This window comes from Acinetobacter sp. ANC 3813 (genome assembly GCF_002135435.1).
GTDB lineage: Bacteria > Pseudomonadota > Gammaproteobacteria > Pseudomonadales > Moraxellaceae > Acinetobacter.
Window position 1 is genome coordinate 104,844 of sequence record NZ_NEGK01000008.1, and the last position, 17,547, is coordinate 122,390.

The 17,547-nt window shown below is 44.7% G+C and carries 15 protein-coding genes; 4 read left to right on the forward strand and 11 right to left on the reverse strand.

Annotated elements, in window-relative coordinates:
* Window positions 1-5 precede the first annotated feature (5 nt).
* The gene (locus B9T34_RS12855; protein WP_086213529.1) at window positions 6-3,602 is read left to right on the forward strand and encodes an AAA family ATPase; all 3,597 of its coding nucleotides are present in this window, start codon (window positions 6-8) and stop codon (window positions 3,600-3,602) included.
* A 47-nt stretch (window positions 3,603-3,649) separates the two neighbouring features.
* Here B9T34_RS12855 and B9T34_RS12860 read toward each other — a convergent pair whose 3' ends face one another.
* Window positions 3,650-4,342 (reverse strand): YggS family pyridoxal phosphate-dependent enzyme, encoded by a 693-nt coding sequence (locus tag B9T34_RS12860; RefSeq protein WP_086213631.1) that lies wholly within the window; start codon window positions 4,340-4,342, stop codon window positions 3,650-3,652.
* A 123-nt stretch (window positions 4,343-4,465) separates the two neighbouring features.
* On the opposite strand from B9T34_RS12860, the gene B9T34_RS12865 reads away from it, so the two are divergent.
* Complete coding sequence (locus B9T34_RS12865; RefSeq protein WP_086213530.1) at window positions 4,466-5,503, forward strand: type IV pilus twitching motility protein PilT; 1,038 nt, start codon at window positions 4,466-4,468, stop codon at window positions 5,501-5,503.
* Between the two features lie 24 nt (window positions 5,504-5,527).
* Window positions 5,528-6,649: a PilT/PilU family type 4a pilus ATPase gene (locus B9T34_RS12870; RefSeq protein ID WP_086213531.1), complete on the forward strand. Its 1,122-nt coding sequence runs from the start codon at window positions 5,528-5,530 to the stop codon at window positions 6,647-6,649.
* Between the two features lie 82 nt (window positions 6,650-6,731).
* Here the strand turns inward: B9T34_RS12870 and fur are convergent, their stop codons facing one another.
* Window positions 6,732-7,169 carry a ferric iron uptake transcriptional regulator gene (fur, locus tag B9T34_RS12875; protein ID WP_086213532.1) on the reverse strand — a complete coding sequence of 146 codons (438 nt, stop codon included), beginning with the start codon at window positions 7,167-7,169 and terminating at the stop codon, window positions 6,732-6,734.
* A gap of 112 nt (window positions 7,170-7,281) precedes the next feature.
* Between fur and B9T34_RS12880 the strand changes: the two genes are divergently transcribed.
* Complete coding sequence (locus B9T34_RS12880) at window positions 7,282-7,680, forward strand: outer membrane protein assembly factor BamE (RefSeq protein ID WP_086213533.1); 399 nt, start codon at window positions 7,282-7,284, stop codon at window positions 7,678-7,680.
* Window positions 7,681-7,722: 42 nt separating this feature from the next.
* Here B9T34_RS12880 and B9T34_RS12885 read toward each other — a convergent pair whose 3' ends face one another.
* The 9 genes from B9T34_RS12885 to B9T34_RS12925 form a co-directional block, all read right to left on the reverse strand.
* Complete coding sequence (locus B9T34_RS12885) at window positions 7,723-8,049, reverse strand: RnfH family protein (protein WP_086213534.1); 327 nt, start codon at window positions 8,047-8,049, stop codon at window positions 7,723-7,725.
* The gene (locus B9T34_RS12890; protein WP_086213632.1) at window positions 8,049-9,131 is read right to left on the reverse strand and encodes a hypothetical protein; all 1,083 of its coding nucleotides are present in this window, start codon (window positions 9,129-9,131) and stop codon (window positions 8,049-8,051) included. Before B9T34_RS12890 ends, B9T34_RS12885 begins: the two co-directional genes overlap by 1 nt.
* Window positions 9,132-9,278: 147 nt before the next feature.
* On the reverse strand, window positions 9,279-9,734 hold the full coding sequence (locus tag B9T34_RS12895) for a bacteriohemerythrin (RefSeq protein ID WP_086213535.1): 456 nt from the start codon (window positions 9,732-9,734) through the stop codon (window positions 9,279-9,281).
* Window positions 9,735-10,019: 285 nt separating this feature from the next.
* Window positions 10,020-10,868: a class II glutamine amidotransferase gene (locus B9T34_RS12900; protein WP_086213536.1), complete on the reverse strand. Its 849-nt coding sequence runs from the start codon at window positions 10,866-10,868 to the stop codon at window positions 10,020-10,022.
* Between the two features lie 94 nt (window positions 10,869-10,962).
* Window positions 10,963-11,751, reverse strand: a complete 789-nt coding sequence (locus tag B9T34_RS12905; RefSeq protein WP_086213537.1) for a GNAT family N-acetyltransferase — start codon at window positions 11,749-11,751, stop codon at window positions 10,963-10,965.
* 148 nt (window positions 11,752-11,899) lie between these two features.
* Window positions 11,900-12,808, reverse strand: coding sequence for an acetylglutamate kinase (argB, locus tag B9T34_RS12910; RefSeq protein ID WP_086213538.1), 909 nt, complete (start codon window positions 12,806-12,808; stop codon window positions 11,900-11,902).
* Between the two features lie 10 nt (window positions 12,809-12,818).
* The gene (locus B9T34_RS12915) at window positions 12,819-14,240 is read right to left on the reverse strand and encodes a phosphomannomutase/phosphoglucomutase (protein WP_086213539.1); all 1,422 of its coding nucleotides are present in this window, start codon (window positions 14,238-14,240) and stop codon (window positions 12,819-12,821) included.
* Between the two features lie 657 nt (window positions 14,241-14,897).
* The gene (gene dut, locus B9T34_RS12920; protein ID WP_086213540.1) at window positions 14,898-15,350 is read right to left on the reverse strand and encodes a dUTP diphosphatase; all 453 of its coding nucleotides are present in this window, start codon (window positions 15,348-15,350) and stop codon (window positions 14,898-14,900) included.
* 33 nt (window positions 15,351-15,383) lie between these two features.
* Complete coding sequence (locus tag B9T34_RS12925) at window positions 15,384-17,423, reverse strand: UvrD-helicase domain-containing protein (RefSeq protein ID WP_086213541.1); 2,040 nt, start codon at window positions 17,421-17,423, stop codon at window positions 15,384-15,386.
* Between the last annotated feature and the right edge of the window lie 124 nt (window positions 17,424-17,547).

A 17,547-nucleotide genomic window follows, 5' to 3' on the forward strand; every position in this document is an offset into this window, starting at 1 on the left:
TTGCCATGAAAATTTTATCTTTACGTCTTAAAAATTTGGCATCGCTGGCGGGTGAGCATTTTATTGATTTTGAAAGCCAGCCTTTGGCTGCAGCAGGTTTAATTGCCATTGTCGGTAAAACTGGCGCAGGCAAATCCACTATTCTAGATGCCATGTGTTTGGCGCTGTTTGATAAAATGCCCCGCTTTAAGCATAGCGATGCCAAGCTGACTGATTCGGACGGCAGTTCAATTTCAACCACATTCACCAGTACCATTTTACGGCGCGGCACAGTTTCAGGCTTTGCAGAACTGCATTTTCAGGCGCAGGATCAAAAAGTCTATGCGGCGCGCTGGGAAGTCAAACGCTCCTACAATAAAGCCACGGGCAAGCTGCAGCCTGCCTCACGCACGTTAACCTGCATCAGTGACGGTACGGTTCTTGCGACCAAAACCACACCATTTGAAGCGGCGATTCAGCGTTTGACTCAGCTGAGCTTTAAACAGTTTACCCGCGCAGTGCTTTTAGCACAGTCTGACGTGACTGCATTTTTAAATGCACGCGATGAAGAACGCGGCGAACTGCTGGAGTATCTGACCAATTCTGAAATTTTTGCCAAAATCGGTCATTTGGCATTTGAAAAAACCAAAGCGGTCCGGCAGCAGCGTGAAACATTAGAAACACGTTTAGGTGATGTTGAAATCCTTTCTGAAGAACAGTTCGATGAACTCAAAGCACAGCTCAAGGAAGCCGATGCGAGCTATCTCAATCTGCTCACTGAAAAAAAACAGCTGGATCTGCAGCAGCTTTGGTTTGAACGCCTGCATCATTTTCAAGCGGAAATTACAGCAAAACAGTTGCGCTTCAGCAGCGAAGAAGCCAGCTTAAAAGCGCTTGAACCAGAAAAGCTGCACTTGCGGCGCTTAGAACGCTTTTCTGAGATCCGCCCAAGCGTGTATCAGCAGCAAAAAATCTTCGATACCGAGCAGCGCCTACAGCCGCAGATTCAACAGCAGCAAAAGCTGTTTAACCAATTAAACCAGCAGTTTGAAACTGAGAAATTAAAATTTAAAGCGGCCGAAACGGCATTCAATACACAGCAGCAGTTTGAACAAACGCATGCTGGGGCCTTAAGTGAAGTCCGTAAATGCGTTCAAGAACGTGACTTTATCGGCAATGATTACAAGAAAATCCAATCGCGTTTTAATGCTCTAGAACAAGCTCAACAGCCCTTACTGGCACAGAAAACTGTACTTGAGCAGCAAAAGCAGCAGACTGAGCAGCAGCACACACATCTGCTATTGCAGCTGGAAAGCTCACAGCACTTTTCCAGCTTAGACTCAGGCTTAACCGCGCATTTGCAGCAGCTGCAGCAGTTCATACAGCACTATCAAAATATTGAGCAGCAGCTTGGCAATCAGGCACAGGCAGAACAGCAGCTGGCAGCATTCATCTCACAGCTGGAACAGAATATTCAGGCTTTAGGCTCGGCAGATCAGCTGGAAAATCAAATCACGCAAGCCCGTCTGCAGCGTGAACGCAAACTCAATGCATTAGGGCAGTTAAATGCCATTCAGCAGAATACTGAACAGCTGTTCACACTCAAAGCCGAAGCCGCTGCACAGCAAAGCGCTTTAGAGATTATCCAGCCCGCCCAGCTGCAGCATGCGCAAAATGTGGCAAAAGCAGAACAGGATTTCTATACAGCCAAAACTGAACACCTAAAACTGCAAGAAATTTTGCAGCAGCAGCGCCTGCTGCATGCAGAAAATATCGAGCATTTGCGGTCGGAACTGAAAAACGGCGAAGCTTGTCTGGTTTGCGGCAGCACCAGCCACCCGTATAAAACTGATGATACCGCTATTTCAAAAGCACTGTTTGCATTACATGAGCAGCAGGAACAGCAGGCCTTAGCCAAAGAACAAGATGCATTTAACACATGGCAGCTGGCTCAGCAGCAGCTGGCCAATCATACAGCTGAACTCGAGCAGCTCAACATCGCAATCCAGCAGACTGCAGATAAAATCCGCAATATCGAAAAGAGCTTAAGCCAGCAGGCAGAAGCCGCACAGCTGAAGCTTAATTTCAGCCAAACACCGGCTGAGATTACTGCACACATAGCGCAGCAGCAGCAAAGCTATCAAGCGGAAGCGAATCAGCTTGAACAGCAAGTCCAGCAATGGACTGAAAATATTAAATTGCAGCAGCAGCAACTCCTGCACATTCAAAATATTCAGCAGCAGCTCAACAGTGCTCAAGCCTTGCAGCGAAATGTGCTGCATATTGTGCAGTGCCTTTCTGCTGCTGACCAAGCGCAATGGCAGCTCCACAGCCTAATCATCGCTCAGCAAATAAAAAGCCAGCTGCAAACACGTGCAGATTTATTAACACAAGCAGAACAGCTATTGCAGCAGCAAAGCCAACAACAGCAGCAATACAGCACAAATCAGCAAAATATTGAAAACAATGCCCTGCAGCTGCAGGAAAGCGCGGCCGCTTTGCAAGAAATTAAACTGAAAGGGCAGCAAAACACAGAAACAGCGAATCAACTCATCCAGCAAATGACAGGTGCAGACGGTATAAAAGCCAATGAATGGCTAATGCAGTTTGATGAGAAACGCCAGCGTATTCAAAGCGAATATCAGCAGCTCAAACATGGTTATGAAACGCTAAGACAGCAATTCGAGCACGAAAAAAGTCAACTGGATCAGCTCAATGCCCAGTTCAAGCAAAACCAGCAAAATGCGCATGAAGCGCAAGGCAGCATTCAAGATTGGTTAGCGCAGCATGCAGATTTTCTGCCTGAAGATTTAGCGCAGCTATCGCAAATCAGTTCTGCACAAGAGCAGCAGCTGCGTCTGAAATTGCAGCAAGCCGAACGCCAGCTCAATGAAGCCAATGCAGCGCTCACAACGATGCAGGAACAATTGGCACAGCACCGCACTCATCAGCCCCATACCGATGAAGCGCAATTGCAGCAGCAATTTATTGCCTATCAGTCAATGTTTAGCACGCAATCTGAATTGCGCGAACAATTGAAAATTAAACAAGAATTGCATTTGGTGAATGCCGGAAAGCTCACGCAATTTGCAGAGCAAATACAAAGTATTCAGCAGGAAGAACACCGCTGGAGCAAAATTTCCAGTTTAATCGGTGATGCCAAAGGCAAAGACTTCCGCGAATATGCGCAGCAGTACAATCTTGATATTTTAGTGGAATATGCCAATCAGCAATTGCACCAGCTGTCGCAGCGCTATACGCTCAAACGCTTAGAAAACTCATTAAGCCTCGGCATTATTGACCATGATATGGATGGCGAATTACGCTCTACAGCCTCATTATCTGGCGGCGAATCTTTCCTGACTGCGCTGGCCTTATCGCTCGCGATTGCCAATATGGCATCCGGCTCAATGAAAATTGAATCATTATTTATTGATGAAGGCTTCGGCACACTCGACGCTTCCAGTCTGCATATGGTGATGAATGCGCTGGATCAGCTGCAAAATCAAGGCCGCAAAGTGGTGCTGATTTCGCACATCCAAGAAATGCATGAACGGATTCCCGTCCAAATTCAGGTCAATCCCTTAGGCGCTGGCGCCAGTAGAATTGATGTCGTCGGTTAGTAGAATAAAGTCCCCTCCTTAAAAAAGGAGGGTTAGGACGGATTACATCACGCCTTCAGTACATAATCCCGCTTGCCGAACAGTGCAGTGCCCACACGTACCATCGTTGAACCAGCCGCTACCGCAGCATTCATATCGCCAGACATTCCCATGCTTAAAGTATCCCAATCTTGTGGATGAGCATGAAGTGACTTCACGTGCTCAAATAAAGCCTTCGCATCAGCGAATGCGCCTGTATTTTCAGGCGCAGGTATCACCATTAAACCGCGTAAACGTAAATTCGGCAGTTTTGAAATCTGCGCAACCAAATCAGCAACCTCATTCGGTTCACATCCATCTTTCGTCTCTTGACCGTCAATATTGACCTGCAGGCAAATATTCAGCGGCGCTTGAGATGCCTCACGCTGGCCGGATAAACGTTCCGCAATAATGAAGCGGTCTACGCCATGCACCCATGCAAAATTTGCAGCTAAATGTTTAGTTTTATTGCGCTGTACATGGCCAATAAAATGCCATTCAATCGCTAAATCTTTGAGCGCCTCAATTTTTTCTAAAGCTTCCTGCAGATAATTTTCACCAAATGCGCGCTGCCCTGCAGCATGCATTTCCCGCAGCGCCGCGCTCGGGTGCGTCTTTGATACAGCCAGCAGTTCTACAGTTTCCGCTTTACGGCCAGCCTGCTCACATGCCTGCTCAATCTGCTGCTGGACCTGTTCTCTTGCTTGTGAAAGTGTAATCATTGACGGGGTTCTCATTTCATTCATCTTTTTTTCCTTTGCCCTTTAACTAACAGTTGGTTAAGCTGAGGGAAAGCCTTATTATTCTATCAAAATAATTAAGATTTAGACGTTCTCGGGGATATTATGGATATTACAGAATTATTAGCGTTTTCTGCCAAAAATGGCGCGTCAGATTTACACTTATCAGCAGGTATGCCGCCAATGATTCGTGTAGATGGTGAAGTCCGTCGCATCAACTTGCCTTCGTTAGAGCATAAAGAAGTGCACAAGCTTGTGTATGACATCATGAATGATAAACAGCGCCGAGATTTTGAAGAAAAACTAGAAACTGACTTCTCGTTTGAAGTTCCTGGCGTCGCACGTTTCCGTGTGAACGCATTTAACCAAAACCGCGGCGCTGGTGCAGTTTTCCGTACCATTCCATCAAAAGTGCTTTCTCTTGAAGACCTAGGCATGGGCCAAATTTTCAAAGACATTTGCGAATATCCACGCGGTATTGTTCTGGTCACAGGCCCTACAGGTTCGGGTAAGTCTACCACGCTAGCAGCCATGATCGACTTCATTAACGATAACCGTTATGACCATATTTTGACGGTCGAAGATCCAATTGAATTTGTACACAATTCTAAAAAATGCTTGATTAACCAGCGTGAAGTGCACCGTGATACACATGGCTTTAACGAAGCGCTCCGTTCTGCACTTCGTGAAGACCCGGATATTATCCTTGTCGGCGAGATGCGTGACCTTGAAACAATTCGTTTAGCGCTAACAGCGGCTGAAACGGGTCACTTGGTGTTCGGCACACTGCATACGACATCTGCGGCAAAAACCATTGACCGTGTGATTGACGTATTCCCTGCCGAAGAAAAGGATATGGTCCGCGCCATGCTTTCAGAATCGCTGCAAGCAGTAATTTCTCAAACACTGTTAAAGAAAAATGGCGGCGGCCGTGTGGCTGCGCATGAAATCATGATCGGTATTCCAGCCATCCGTAACTTGATCCGTGAAAACAAAGTCGCTCAAATGTATTCTGCGATTCAGACTGGTGCAAACTACGGCATGACTACACTCGATCAAAGTTTGAAAACACTGGTATCAAAAGGCATTATCAGCCCGCAAACTGCACGTACTGCAGCGAAGCAGCCTGAATCATTCCTGTAATAAAGCGGTCATTGGGAGCGATTTATGGACTTTAACGGCTTACTCGACTACATGGTCGAAAAGAAAGCATCTGACTTATTTATTACGGCAGATGTAGAACCATCAATTAAGATTAACGGCACTATCATGCCGATTGGTTCTACTAAACTGCCAGGCGCTACAGTGGGCCAGCTGCTGCATTCCATTATGTCTGACAAACAGCGTAAAGAATTTGCAGATACCCGTGAATGCAACTTTGCAATCAGCAACACCAGTAAATCGGCACGTTTCCGTGTCAGCGCATTTCAGCAGCGTGACCAGCCCGGCATGGTGCTGCGCCGCATCGAAACAATCATTCCGACCATGGATGAGTTAAAGCTGCCGCCGATACTGAAAGAACTGGCAATGACCAAGCGCGGCATCATCATCTTTGTTGGCGCAACGGGTACAGGTAAATCAACCTCTCTGGCATCAATCATTGGTTACCGCAATCAAAACTCGCATGGCCATATTATTACCATCGAAGATCCAATCGAATTTGTGCATGAACATCAGGGCTGTATCATCACTCAGCGTGAAGTCGGCATTGATACCGATTCTTTCGAAATTGCGCTGAAAAATACCCTACGTCAGGCGCCTGATGTGATCCTGATCGGTGAGATTCGTTCACGCGAAACGATGGACTATGCTATTGCCTTTGCAGAAACCGGTCACTTGGTTTTTGCCACCCTGCATGCCAACAACGCCAACCAAGCAATTGACCGTATTATTCACTTCTTTGAAGCAGACCGTCACAGCCAATTGTTCATGGACTTATCACTGAACTTAAAAGCTATGGTTGCACAGCAGCTTATCCCAACACCCGATGGGAATAGCCGCCGCGCTGCGATTGAGATTTTGATTAACTCACCTTTAATTTCAGACTTAATCCGTAAAGGTGAAGTGCATGAAATTAAAGATTTAATGAAACGCTCACGTGAATTGGGCATGCAAACATTTGACCAAGCTTTATTTGATTTGTATAAAGCCAAGCAAATTACCTATAAAGATGCGCTGAAACACGCCGATTCTCCGAACGACTTGCGCCTGCAAATCAAATTGTCTGAAGAAGGCGGTGACCGCTTAATGAATGCCGGCACGAACATTACTTTTGATGGTCAATCATAAAATTTCTATTTTAATTTTGAGCATAAAAAAACAGGCTTCTTATGAAGCCTGTTTTTTATTTGAATCGATGATTCAACCGCAATTATTTCTTACGGTATGCATCCTGACATGCTGGCGCATCGCAGTAGCCATACAAATTCAATGAGTGTCCTGTCAGTTCAAAACCGAATTTTTTAGCCACTTCGTGCTGTTCATGCTCGATCACTTCATTGTTAAACTCAACCACTTTATTGCAGTTTTGGCAGACAATATGGTCGTGGTGATCTTCCTGCATAATTTCAAAAACAGAATGATTATTTTCAAAATGATGACGCTGGATAATGCCGGCTGCTTCAAACTGCGTTAACACACGGTAAACAGTTGCTAAACCAACATCTTCGCCTTGTTCCAGTAAAGTTTTATAAATGTCTTCTGCACTAAGATGGTGTTGTTTTGAATTTTCTAATAATTCCAATATTTTAATTCGTGGAAGCGTAACTTTAAGTCCAGCTTTGCGTAAATCTTGGTTTGATATAGGCATGAAAAAAGGTCTCTCAACAAAATTAAAGTTGGAATATGCAACAAACTTTAGATGCAGTATGATCTATCCTTGGATCAAATGCATCATAATTAATTTGGGATAGTGTAGCAAAATGCAAAAACTCATGCTGACGTTATTCGTCACTTCATTGCTCGTAGGCTGTTCAACCTTGGGCGTTTATAAAGTTGATATTCCTCAAGGAACGCCTCTTACGCAAGCACAAGCAGCTAAAATTCAACCTGGCATGAACTTTCAGCAAGTCCGCTTTTTGCTTGGCAGCCCAACTATTACAGATCCAATGAATCCGCTGCGCTGGGACTACATCTACAACTATACCCCAGGAACTTATGCAAAAAAAGCCAAGATCCCTGCAGCACAAGGTCAGCATTTAAAAGTCTTCTTTAACCAGCAAGGCATTGTCGAAAAAGTAGAAGGCTTGGAGACCATTCCAGAATCTCAACCGGGTTTGCCGGGTTCTAAAGAAGCGATTCTAAACGCGCCTCCACTATAGACAGTTTAAGATAAAAAGAAACCCCTCCTTGAGGGGTTTTTCTTATGGCTTCAATTGTTTAAAGCGATTTCCTTTGCCAAAGCGGCCAACTGGATGATTCATCGCCCGATTACGCCGGATGTCCTTGGGATTAATGGTCAAAGCGCGGTAAATCTCAACACGATCCCCTGCAGACAGCCGCTGATGATGATCCTGCACACGCACCCCAAAAATACCCAATTGCAGCGGCTCTGGCAAAGCAACCTGCAGCGCAATGCCGCTTTGTTCAATAGCATCTAAAGCGGTCATGCCTTCTTTAAACGCGACAGCCAAATGAAATTGCTGATTTTCGGCAGCAAATGCCACCCAAACCTGAGCTGGAATAGCCATTAGAATAATTGCCCAACTACCGCGATAATGGCAGCAATAATGGCTACAGGCAGCACAATGCGCACCGCAATACGCCAAATGTTGTAAAAAGCTTCATTGCTGAAATTCATTGATTTGCGCAAATGGCTGATTTTCATAATCCAGCCTGCAAATACAGCGTAGATCAAACAAATCACTAAGCCCCAAAGCATCAGTAGAACATTAAAAATAGATGAAATTTGTGGAATAGCCCAAACAAATACAGCCGCCACTAAAATGAGCCAAAATACAGGTAAAGCCAATTGACGCTGCTGCAGCTGTTCACGCGCCATATTTAAAATCAGGCCTGCACCCATCACCGTTGCAAAAGACATGACATAAGCAGGAATTTCAGAAGTGACCGCAAAGAATCCAAATGCGACAACGGCCAGCAGCTGCGCGAACCAAATTGGCAATGCAGACTGTGTAGCCGACTCTTGCGTTTGTGCTGCCTGCAGGCTGCTTTGCCAATACAGGCCTAGACCTAAACCGCTAGCAACCAATGCAAGCACTGTTGCACTGCCCCACTCACTAAAAGCGACTGGCGTGATATGCCATGCAGGCAATGATGTGCCTAAAATATTTGCTACCGCTAAAGAAGCCACGACACCCAATGCCGTTAACAGCACGGTAAATTGACGCGGAATAAATGAAACTGCAAAAGCAAGAACCGCAAGTACTGCAAATACAATATTCGGTGCGATATCAGGTACCGCAGAAAGCTTTAAGATCTGTGCAGAATTGGACAGCATGCCGCCAGCAAGAAAAGGAATAAATACCGCACCAAGCCAGCCAGCCAAACGCCATCTTTGCGATGCATCTGCATCACGAGTCAGATTGGATAATGCTTGCAATGCCGTAGTCTTTGAGCGTTTTGCCAAAGCAATTTCTAAATAACAAACCGGCAATGCCAAAATTAGCATTGTGGCGAGCCAAAGCAGCCAAAAATCCAGCTGGCGGTCAATTTGAATACCTGTCATTGGCGCCAATGTAGCAATCACAATGAATGATAGGCAAAATGCCATCAGAGGCGATAACCATTTTGACATAGCATGATCCTGCATGATGCGTTCCTTTATAAAATCTAGCGCTATTTTGCCCTGCTCAAGGCCGAAAATCAAAAACAAAAAGCAAACCACCCGAAGGTGATTTGCTGCGCTAAGTTATTACTACATTTTAATTCTAATTATTTGCATGCTCTTATTGTCATTTTAAGAGAAAAAACGGCTGAACCAGTTTTTGCCTTTTTTCTTTTCTTTCTCTTTAATAATGCCGATCATATTTTCTTTAACCGCGCCTACATAATCGGCATCATCGTGCTGAATATGGTTAATCAGCCACTTAGACAGCACCTCATGCAGTTCAGCCTCAATAGACTGGCCTTGCTCAAAACGCTCGCGGTAGGTTTCTATTTTCTTAATAAATAAATCATGCACACGCTTATGCGGCACACGGTATTTATAATCCGCTTCTTCTTGCAGCGATTCTTCAAAGGTAAAGTGTGACTGCGTATAGTCAATAATGTTATCAAGAGTCTGCTTTATACGATCACGGTCAGTATTTGCATCTACCCCATAAATCTCATTGATATAGTCCAAAATACGCTTGTGCTGATCGTCAATCACATCGATGCCAGTATTATATTCTGGAATCCATTTCATTTTCATTACGATCACCTATGTCACTTTTAAGATATAAATCACATTAAAATGAATAATATAGATAAAATTGAAAAATAAAAATGAAGTGAAATACTCGGGTTTAAGCAAAATCCAGCAAAATGAATCTATATACTTGTTTTATAAAAGTTTTAATAAATAAACCTGACTATAAAGCTCAGATATTTTTTAACCAACCGAGCACTTTATTGCAAAAAAATACTGCACATTCAAATAATTAATATGCGATAAAAAATTCAGGCAGCGCCATAAAAAAAGCCGCCTGAATTATGCCTAATACTGATCTGCTTTGGTCAAGCGTTTGAGGGATGGATCAAGGCGTTCACGCTCCAAACGGGCAATTTGAGTTTTTCCATGGCGGATCGGACGGCCATCCTGAAATAAAATCATTTCACCAGGCTCATAGGCTGTCCAGACTTCATTTTGTGTTAAGGGTTCAGTGGTAATCACTGCTACACGGTCTTCCGGCGTGGTCAGTTCACTAAAATCGACTTCCACATCCAAATCGATGAGCTGTGCTGGCTGAAATGGATACTCACGCACCAGCCAATGCAGCTTGGTAATGGCATAAGTAAACAGCGCTTGCCCATTGGATAGGCAAAAATTAAAAGTCCCATGCTCTGCAATTTGTGGGGAAATCTCTAACAACACGTCAAAAACTTCATCCAATGACGGTTCTGTATAACCAAAGCGCTTCACCAGCTGTTCCAGCAAATAGCAAAATGCGCGTTCGCTGTCCGTGTTGCCAACGGGCGTAAAGTGCCCTGCCAGATCAGGGTAAAAGTCGTGCAGATCGCCATTATGTGCAAAAATCCACTGGCGTCCCCATAGCTCGCGGCTAAAGGGATGTGAGTTTTCTAAATTGATTTTGCCTTGCGTGGCTTTGCGGATGTGGGCAATCACATTGCGTGATTTGATTGGGTAATTGCGGATCAACTCTGCAATAGGTGATTCGACAGCGGATTGATTGTCTGCGAACAAACGGCACGCTTTATCTTCAAAAAATGCAATACCAAAGCCGTCACAATGATCCGAGGTAATTCCCGCACGCTGCGAAAAACCGCGGAATGAAAAGGTAATATCCGTCGGCGTTGCGCAATTCATTCCTAACAGCTGGCACATAATTTTTCATCATCTGTCTAATTCACCACAATGCCTATTTTGCATGAGTCCTTATCCCAATTCAAACGGCAAAATCAGCGTTTCTTATAAGATTTCATGATTTAGTGATGATTTTCTTTTGCAAAATGAAATCTTTGGCCAGCTTTGAGCCATCTAAATACACAAAATAATCCAAACAGTTGAATGCTTCATCATGATAGGCCTGCTGAGACAGCTGCGCGCCCATCTTTAAATACACATCAAACAGTTTAGGTATCCGCTCATCCTGCTGAAAACTGAATTGCGGATAAGTCGGTTCATAAGCCTGCTGGGCCTGAGTCTCGCTGCGGCAGGCTTCAGGCAACTTTTTAATGTGCTGATGCGTATAGAATGCGCGCGCTTCATTCCCCTGCAAGCGGATGCTGACGCAGCCAATGATATGCTTTGCACGCATTTCCCACAGTATTTTCGGCATTAAATTCAGCCATAGCACGGACAAAGCTTTTCCAGAACGGTAGCGCGGGTGTACGCATGTCCGGCCAATTTCAACAACATTGCTCAGCGTGCTGAATTGATCCGCTATTTTAAATTCCTGCTGGCTGTAACTGCGCGCCAACTCCCGCCCCTGAAATAGTTTCAAACGTGTGTAAGCAACGATTTCATTGCTCCACTTATCACGCAGCACCGCATGCTCACAGCCAAAATCATACAAGTCTTGGTCTAAGCCTTCTGCAAACTCAATCCCGTACTGCGCAGAAAATTGTGCAGCCCGAAAACGCTGGATTTCTTGTAAACTTTTTAAATCTTCAATCCACTCAAATTTATAGGCTGAGCTTTTGGCATTTTTCTTTTGAGAACCTAATGTAAAGTTTTGAAGGTACTGATTTTTCAATTTATCCAGCATCACAAGGCACCTAGGCGTTTTTTTCTACATTAGGCAATCCTGATGACATTTTAATGACGCGCTTTCCAACATCGACGCATAAAAAAGCCTCAAAAATGAGGCTTTTTTATTATATGCGGAGGAGAAAACTGTATTTCTCCTCTGCAATTTATGCGTTTTTCGGTTTGCTTCGGTTGGTAATTAAGGTGCCTACGCCATGATCGGTAAAAATCTCAAGCAAAGTTGCATGCGGCACACGGCCATCAACAATATGCGCGCTGACCACGCCGCCTTTGACTGCATCAAGCGCACAGCCAACCTTTGGAATCATGCCGCCGTAGATCACGCCAGTCTCGATTAAACGGTCCACTTCCTGTGTACTGAGTCCAGTCAGCAAGTTTTTGTTTTCATCCAACACACCGCTGATATTGGTCAGCAGAATTAATTTTTCTGCACCCAGCGCTTCTGCAACCTTACCTGCCACCAAATCTGCATTGATGTTGTAAGTATTGCCTTCGTCATCCACACCCAAAGGCGCAATTACAGGAATGAAATCACTTTGCGTAAACATTTCCAGCACGTCAGTTTTCACACCAACCACTTCACCGACAAGGCCCAGATCAATTTCTTTCACTGTGCCGTCTTCAGCTGTTTTCTGCATCAGCAGCTTTTGCGCGCGAAGCAGATTGCCGTCTTTACCGGTCAGGCCAATCGCGCGGCCGCCATGCTGATTGATCAGATTGACAATCGACTTATTCACGCTGCCGCCTAAAACCATTTCAACCACTTCCATGGTTGCAGGATCAGTCACGCGCATCCCATCAATACGGTCAGATTCACGGCCTAACTGTTTTAAGAATGAATCCACTTGCGGACCGCCGCCATGCACCACGATCGGGTTGAGGCCGACAGTTTTCAATAAAACGATGTCGCGCGCAAAAGAGCTTTCCAGCTCAGGATCGGTCATGGCATTGCCACCATATTTAACAACCAGCGTTTTGCCTGAAAATCTTTGAATGTACGGCAAAGCTTCTGTCAAAATTTGCGCTTTGTCGATGCCTGTATGCTGATGCGGCATTCGCCTCTCCTTATTGAGCATCTAAGATGTCTTGAGCTATATGCGGATATTGCTCTAACAACATAGAACTGAACAGTGTGCGTATTTCATCTAAACGCTCTGCATTGTCTGCATCGAAACGCACTGTGAAATACTCGCCTGTATTCGATGCTCGAATGATGCCAAATCCATCATCAAAATCAAGTCGTATACCATCAATTTTACTGATTTCTGCATCAATAAACTGAGCCTGATGCTCAACGGCATTTAAAACTGTTTGCGGAATCGCCTGATAGGTACTGATATAAATATCTTCTGTGCCATTGCGCTCCGGATACGGCGCTAAAGCCTGAGATAAGCTTAATTCCTGCTGCTGCAGATATTCCATTACCCTCAAGGCTGCATACAGGCCGTCATCATAGCCGCCGCCGCGTCCATCATTAAATACATAATGCCCAGCATATTCGCCGCCAAAGACCGCATTGCCATGAGACTGCGCCAAATGCTTGCGTAAAAATGAACTGCCAGTACGGATCATGATCGGTTTGCCGCCCGCTGCTGCAACCGTATTGCGGATTATGGTGGAGCATTTTACATCGTAAATAATTTCACTGCCTGGGTGCGCCCCAAGGCATATATCCGCAAATAGGCACAGCAGCCGGTCTGCAGAGATAATGCTGCCATATTCATCAATCAGGACCAAACGGTCGCCATCACCATCCAAAGCAATGCCAAGATCCGCTTTCTGTTCCATTACAGCCTGACGGATTTTCTGCAAATGCGCTTCTTGTGATGGGTCTGGTGCATGATCGGGGAAATTACCATCCGCTTCACAGCGGATCCTGGTAACTTCACAGCCCAATTTGTTTAATACCAATGCAGCACAGCGGCCAGCAGAACCGTTCAAACCATCTAAAACCACTTTAAAGGGCTGAGTTATCTGTATATCTGAAAGTAAAGTGTGCTGATACTGCAGACAATATTCTGGAAAAATCTGATGCTTTGCTTGATGAACAGCAGTAACTGCTTTAGGCACAAAATATTTTTTTGAATCCTGCCCGACCTGCTGAATCATTTCAGGGCATGGCGGCTCGCCTTGCACAATCCATTTGACGCCGTTGTCCGTTTTAGGGTTGTGGCTGGCAGTCACCATAATGCCATTGCCGCCAAATTGACGCGCTATGCAGTACAGCATCGGACTGGAACAACAGCCAATAATCACGGTTTTTAATGGATATAGATTGCAGACATCTTGAATAATTTGCGCATAATGAGGACTGCTCAGTCGAGCATCGTAGCCTATCGCCAGTTCTGACTGCCCTGCACGAAGATACTGCTGCGCCAATCCATGCGCAATCGCTCGTACCATTTCTGCATTCAATACAGACAGCTTTCCGCGTATATCGTAAGCGCGGAAAATATGTATCGGGAAGTTATTATACAATGACCCCATAAAGCATTCTTCTAATCATCAATGTTGCAGATATTGATTTATTATTTCAAACAAATCATGCCGGAAATAAGTAAATTAATCCCCAACTTAATTCACTTAGTCTAACGCATTAGGCCGTATAGTTTTTATATGATTTCCGTTCACGAATCAATAAAAAACATGCGGGCGCAGATAATACAATAAAATATTCTTTCAGACAAAAAATCAGATTAAACACAAGATTAGGCTTATAAATTATTCTTTATTTACGAAGACTTACTAAAATAATTATTTAGAATGCATTTACTCAGGTCAAATAAAAAACAAATATAATGGCAAAAATCGCTCAATATTGAGAATAAAATCACATACTTTTAAGTTAAATTTCACAAATACTTTCACATTATGTAAAAATATATTGGCGAACTCATTAATTAAATAAGAAAACACAACATAAACTCATGTTTTATTTACAATGCTATTTTTTATAGCAATTTATACACAACCTACTCCAAACTATTTTTTAACCATGAAGCAATAAACACCGAGCGGCAAGAACATTTAACATTAATATCGACTCAAATACTTTTGTTTTAATATACAAATAATTCAAATAAAAAAACGGATTGCAGAAAAATCTGCAATCCGTTTTTTATATCGTTCGGCGTCAGTACTGAATCAGTTTTTGCCCGTATGGCCAAAACCGCCAGCACCGCGTTCAGTGGCTTCAAATTCATTCACAACATCAAACTGAGCTTGAATAACTGGAACCAATACATATTGCGCAAGACGCTCACCAGGTTCTAAGTTGAACGCAGTTTGGCTGCGGTTCCAAACAGAAACCATCAGCTCGCCTTGGTAATCTGAATCGATTAAGCCCACTAAGTTGCCCAGTACAATACCGTGCTTATGGCCTAGACCCGAGCGCGGTAAAATCAAGCCAGCAAAATTGACATCTTCGATGTAAATCGCCAAGCCTGTTTTTACCAAGACGGTTTGACCCGGCTCAATTACCGTCGTTTCTTCTACGCAAGCGCGCAAGTCCAAACCCGCAGAGCCAGCTGTTGCATAAGTTGGCATAGGCCATTCTGTGCCTAAACGTGCGTCGAGTACTTTTACCTGAACTTTCATTCGTTCATTCCTGTGGATTTAATATAATGGAGATTAACGCTTAATCAGCGCACGTAAATTATCTAAGTAGTGCTGTGCCTGCTGTTTCGGGTCAATATTGCCCGCCAGCTTTTTCTTGCGGCCCAGCCATTCCAGCTCGTCTTCAGGCAGCTCATCTAGGAAGCGGCTTGGTGTCTGCTGCTTCATTTGACCGCCAGCTTTGCGCTGTTCCGCCAATGTAATGGTCAACCCCTGACGCGCGCGGGTAATCCCCACATACATCAAGCGGCGTTCTTCCTCAACGGTATCCGCGGCAATCGAGTTTTTATGCGGAAGCAGTTCTTCTTCCAGCCCAATCAGATAGACATACGGAAATTCCAAGCCTTTTGATGCATGCAGCGTCAGCAAATTCACCTTATCTGTATCTTCTTCTTCCTGCTGCTGTTCCAGCATATCCAGCAGCACCATTTTACGGATTACGCTTTCAATGTTCTTTTCATCCACATCTTCAGCGCGGTTAATCAGGCTTTGAATACTGCTGTACAGCACCTCAATATTGTCCAGCTTGGTTTTTTCCTGCGCCGGCGTAGCCGCAGTTTCTTTGACATAATCGATATAGCCCGCTTCCAGCATCATCTGGCGGATGATCGGCACAGGCTCATCATCATCCAGCAAATTGCGGGTAAAACGGTCAATAAAGTCGGAAAATTCTGCTAACTGCGTGGTGGCTTTTTTAGGAATAACCATAGTCAGGCGCTGATCACCCGCAGCCGCCAGCAGCGACAAACGCTGCTCCTGAGCAAAAAGCCCCAGTTTTTCCAGCGTCACGGGGCCAATCGCGCGTTTAGGCGTATTGATAATGCGTAAGAACGCGCTATCGTCTTCCGGGTTAATAATCAGACGCAGATAGCTCATTAAATCTTTAATTTCAGAGCGGGCGAAGAACGACTGACCGCCTGACAATTTATACGGAATCTGCATTTGACGCAGCTGAGTTTCCAAAATGCGCGCCTGAAAATTGCCTCGGTACAAAATGGCGTAATCTTTCCAGTTTTTGCCATTCATCAGCTTATGCGTAATTAAATCTTTAACAACGCGTTCCGCTTCATCGTCATCATTGCGGCAGGTAATCACGCGGATCACTTCACCATGGCCTTTATCTGACCACAATTTTTTATCGAAAATATGCGGGTTGTTGCCAATCACGGTATTGGCCGCTTTTAGAATTCGGCTGGTCGAACGGTAGTTCTGCTCGAGTTTAACGACTTTCAGGTTGCGGAAATCGTCCTGCAGCAGCGCCATATTTTCAGGTTTTGCGCCGCGCCATGCATAAATCGACTGGTCATCATCGCCTACCGCAGTAAACTGCCCCATGACCCCAACCAGCAGTTTCACTAAAATATACTGTGCCGTATTGGTGTCTTGATATTCATCGACCAGCAGGTAGCGGGTGCGGTTCTGCCAGCGGTCACGCACTTCTGCATTTTGCTGCAGCAGCATGGTCGGCATCACAATCAGATCATCAAAGTCGACTGCATTATAAGCGCGCAGGTTGCGCTCATAGAGCTGATACAAATGCGCCATTTGCACATCTTCTGCGGTTTCGCAGGTCGTATGCGCCTGTTCAGGCGGAATCAGGTCATTTTTCCAATCCGAAATCATCTTCATGGCTTTGGCGATTAATTCTTTGCTTTCTGCGCCGGACATGTTGTCGCGGTGCATTAAGTCCATCAAAATGCGTTTGCAGTCGTCAGCATCTAAAATAGAAAAGTTGGGTTTCAGCGGTGTATTTTTTAATTCTATCCGTAGCATATTCAGGCCAAAGGTATGGAAGGTCGAAACCGACAGCCCTTTGGATTCATCGCGCGACAGCAGTTTAGTCACACGCTCTTTCATTTCACGGGCAGCTTTATTGGTAAAAGTCATTGCTGTAATGCGGTGCGCTGGAATACCGCAGTGTTTTACCAAATAGGCAATTTTTTGGGTAATCACCGATGTTTTGCCTGAACCCGCGCCAGCAAGCACTAACAAGGGTCCTTGAGTGTATTTCATGGCTTCAAGTTGCTTGTCATTTAAGTGACTGCCGAGTGACATATCTTTTCCTTTTCCTGATTCGGTCTCGATTATAGTCATCTCTGCGTGACTTTCATAATCTAAAAGCTGATTTTCCGTTCATAAAAAAAACCACCCGAAGGTGGCCTTTTCTGTTTAGAACTAA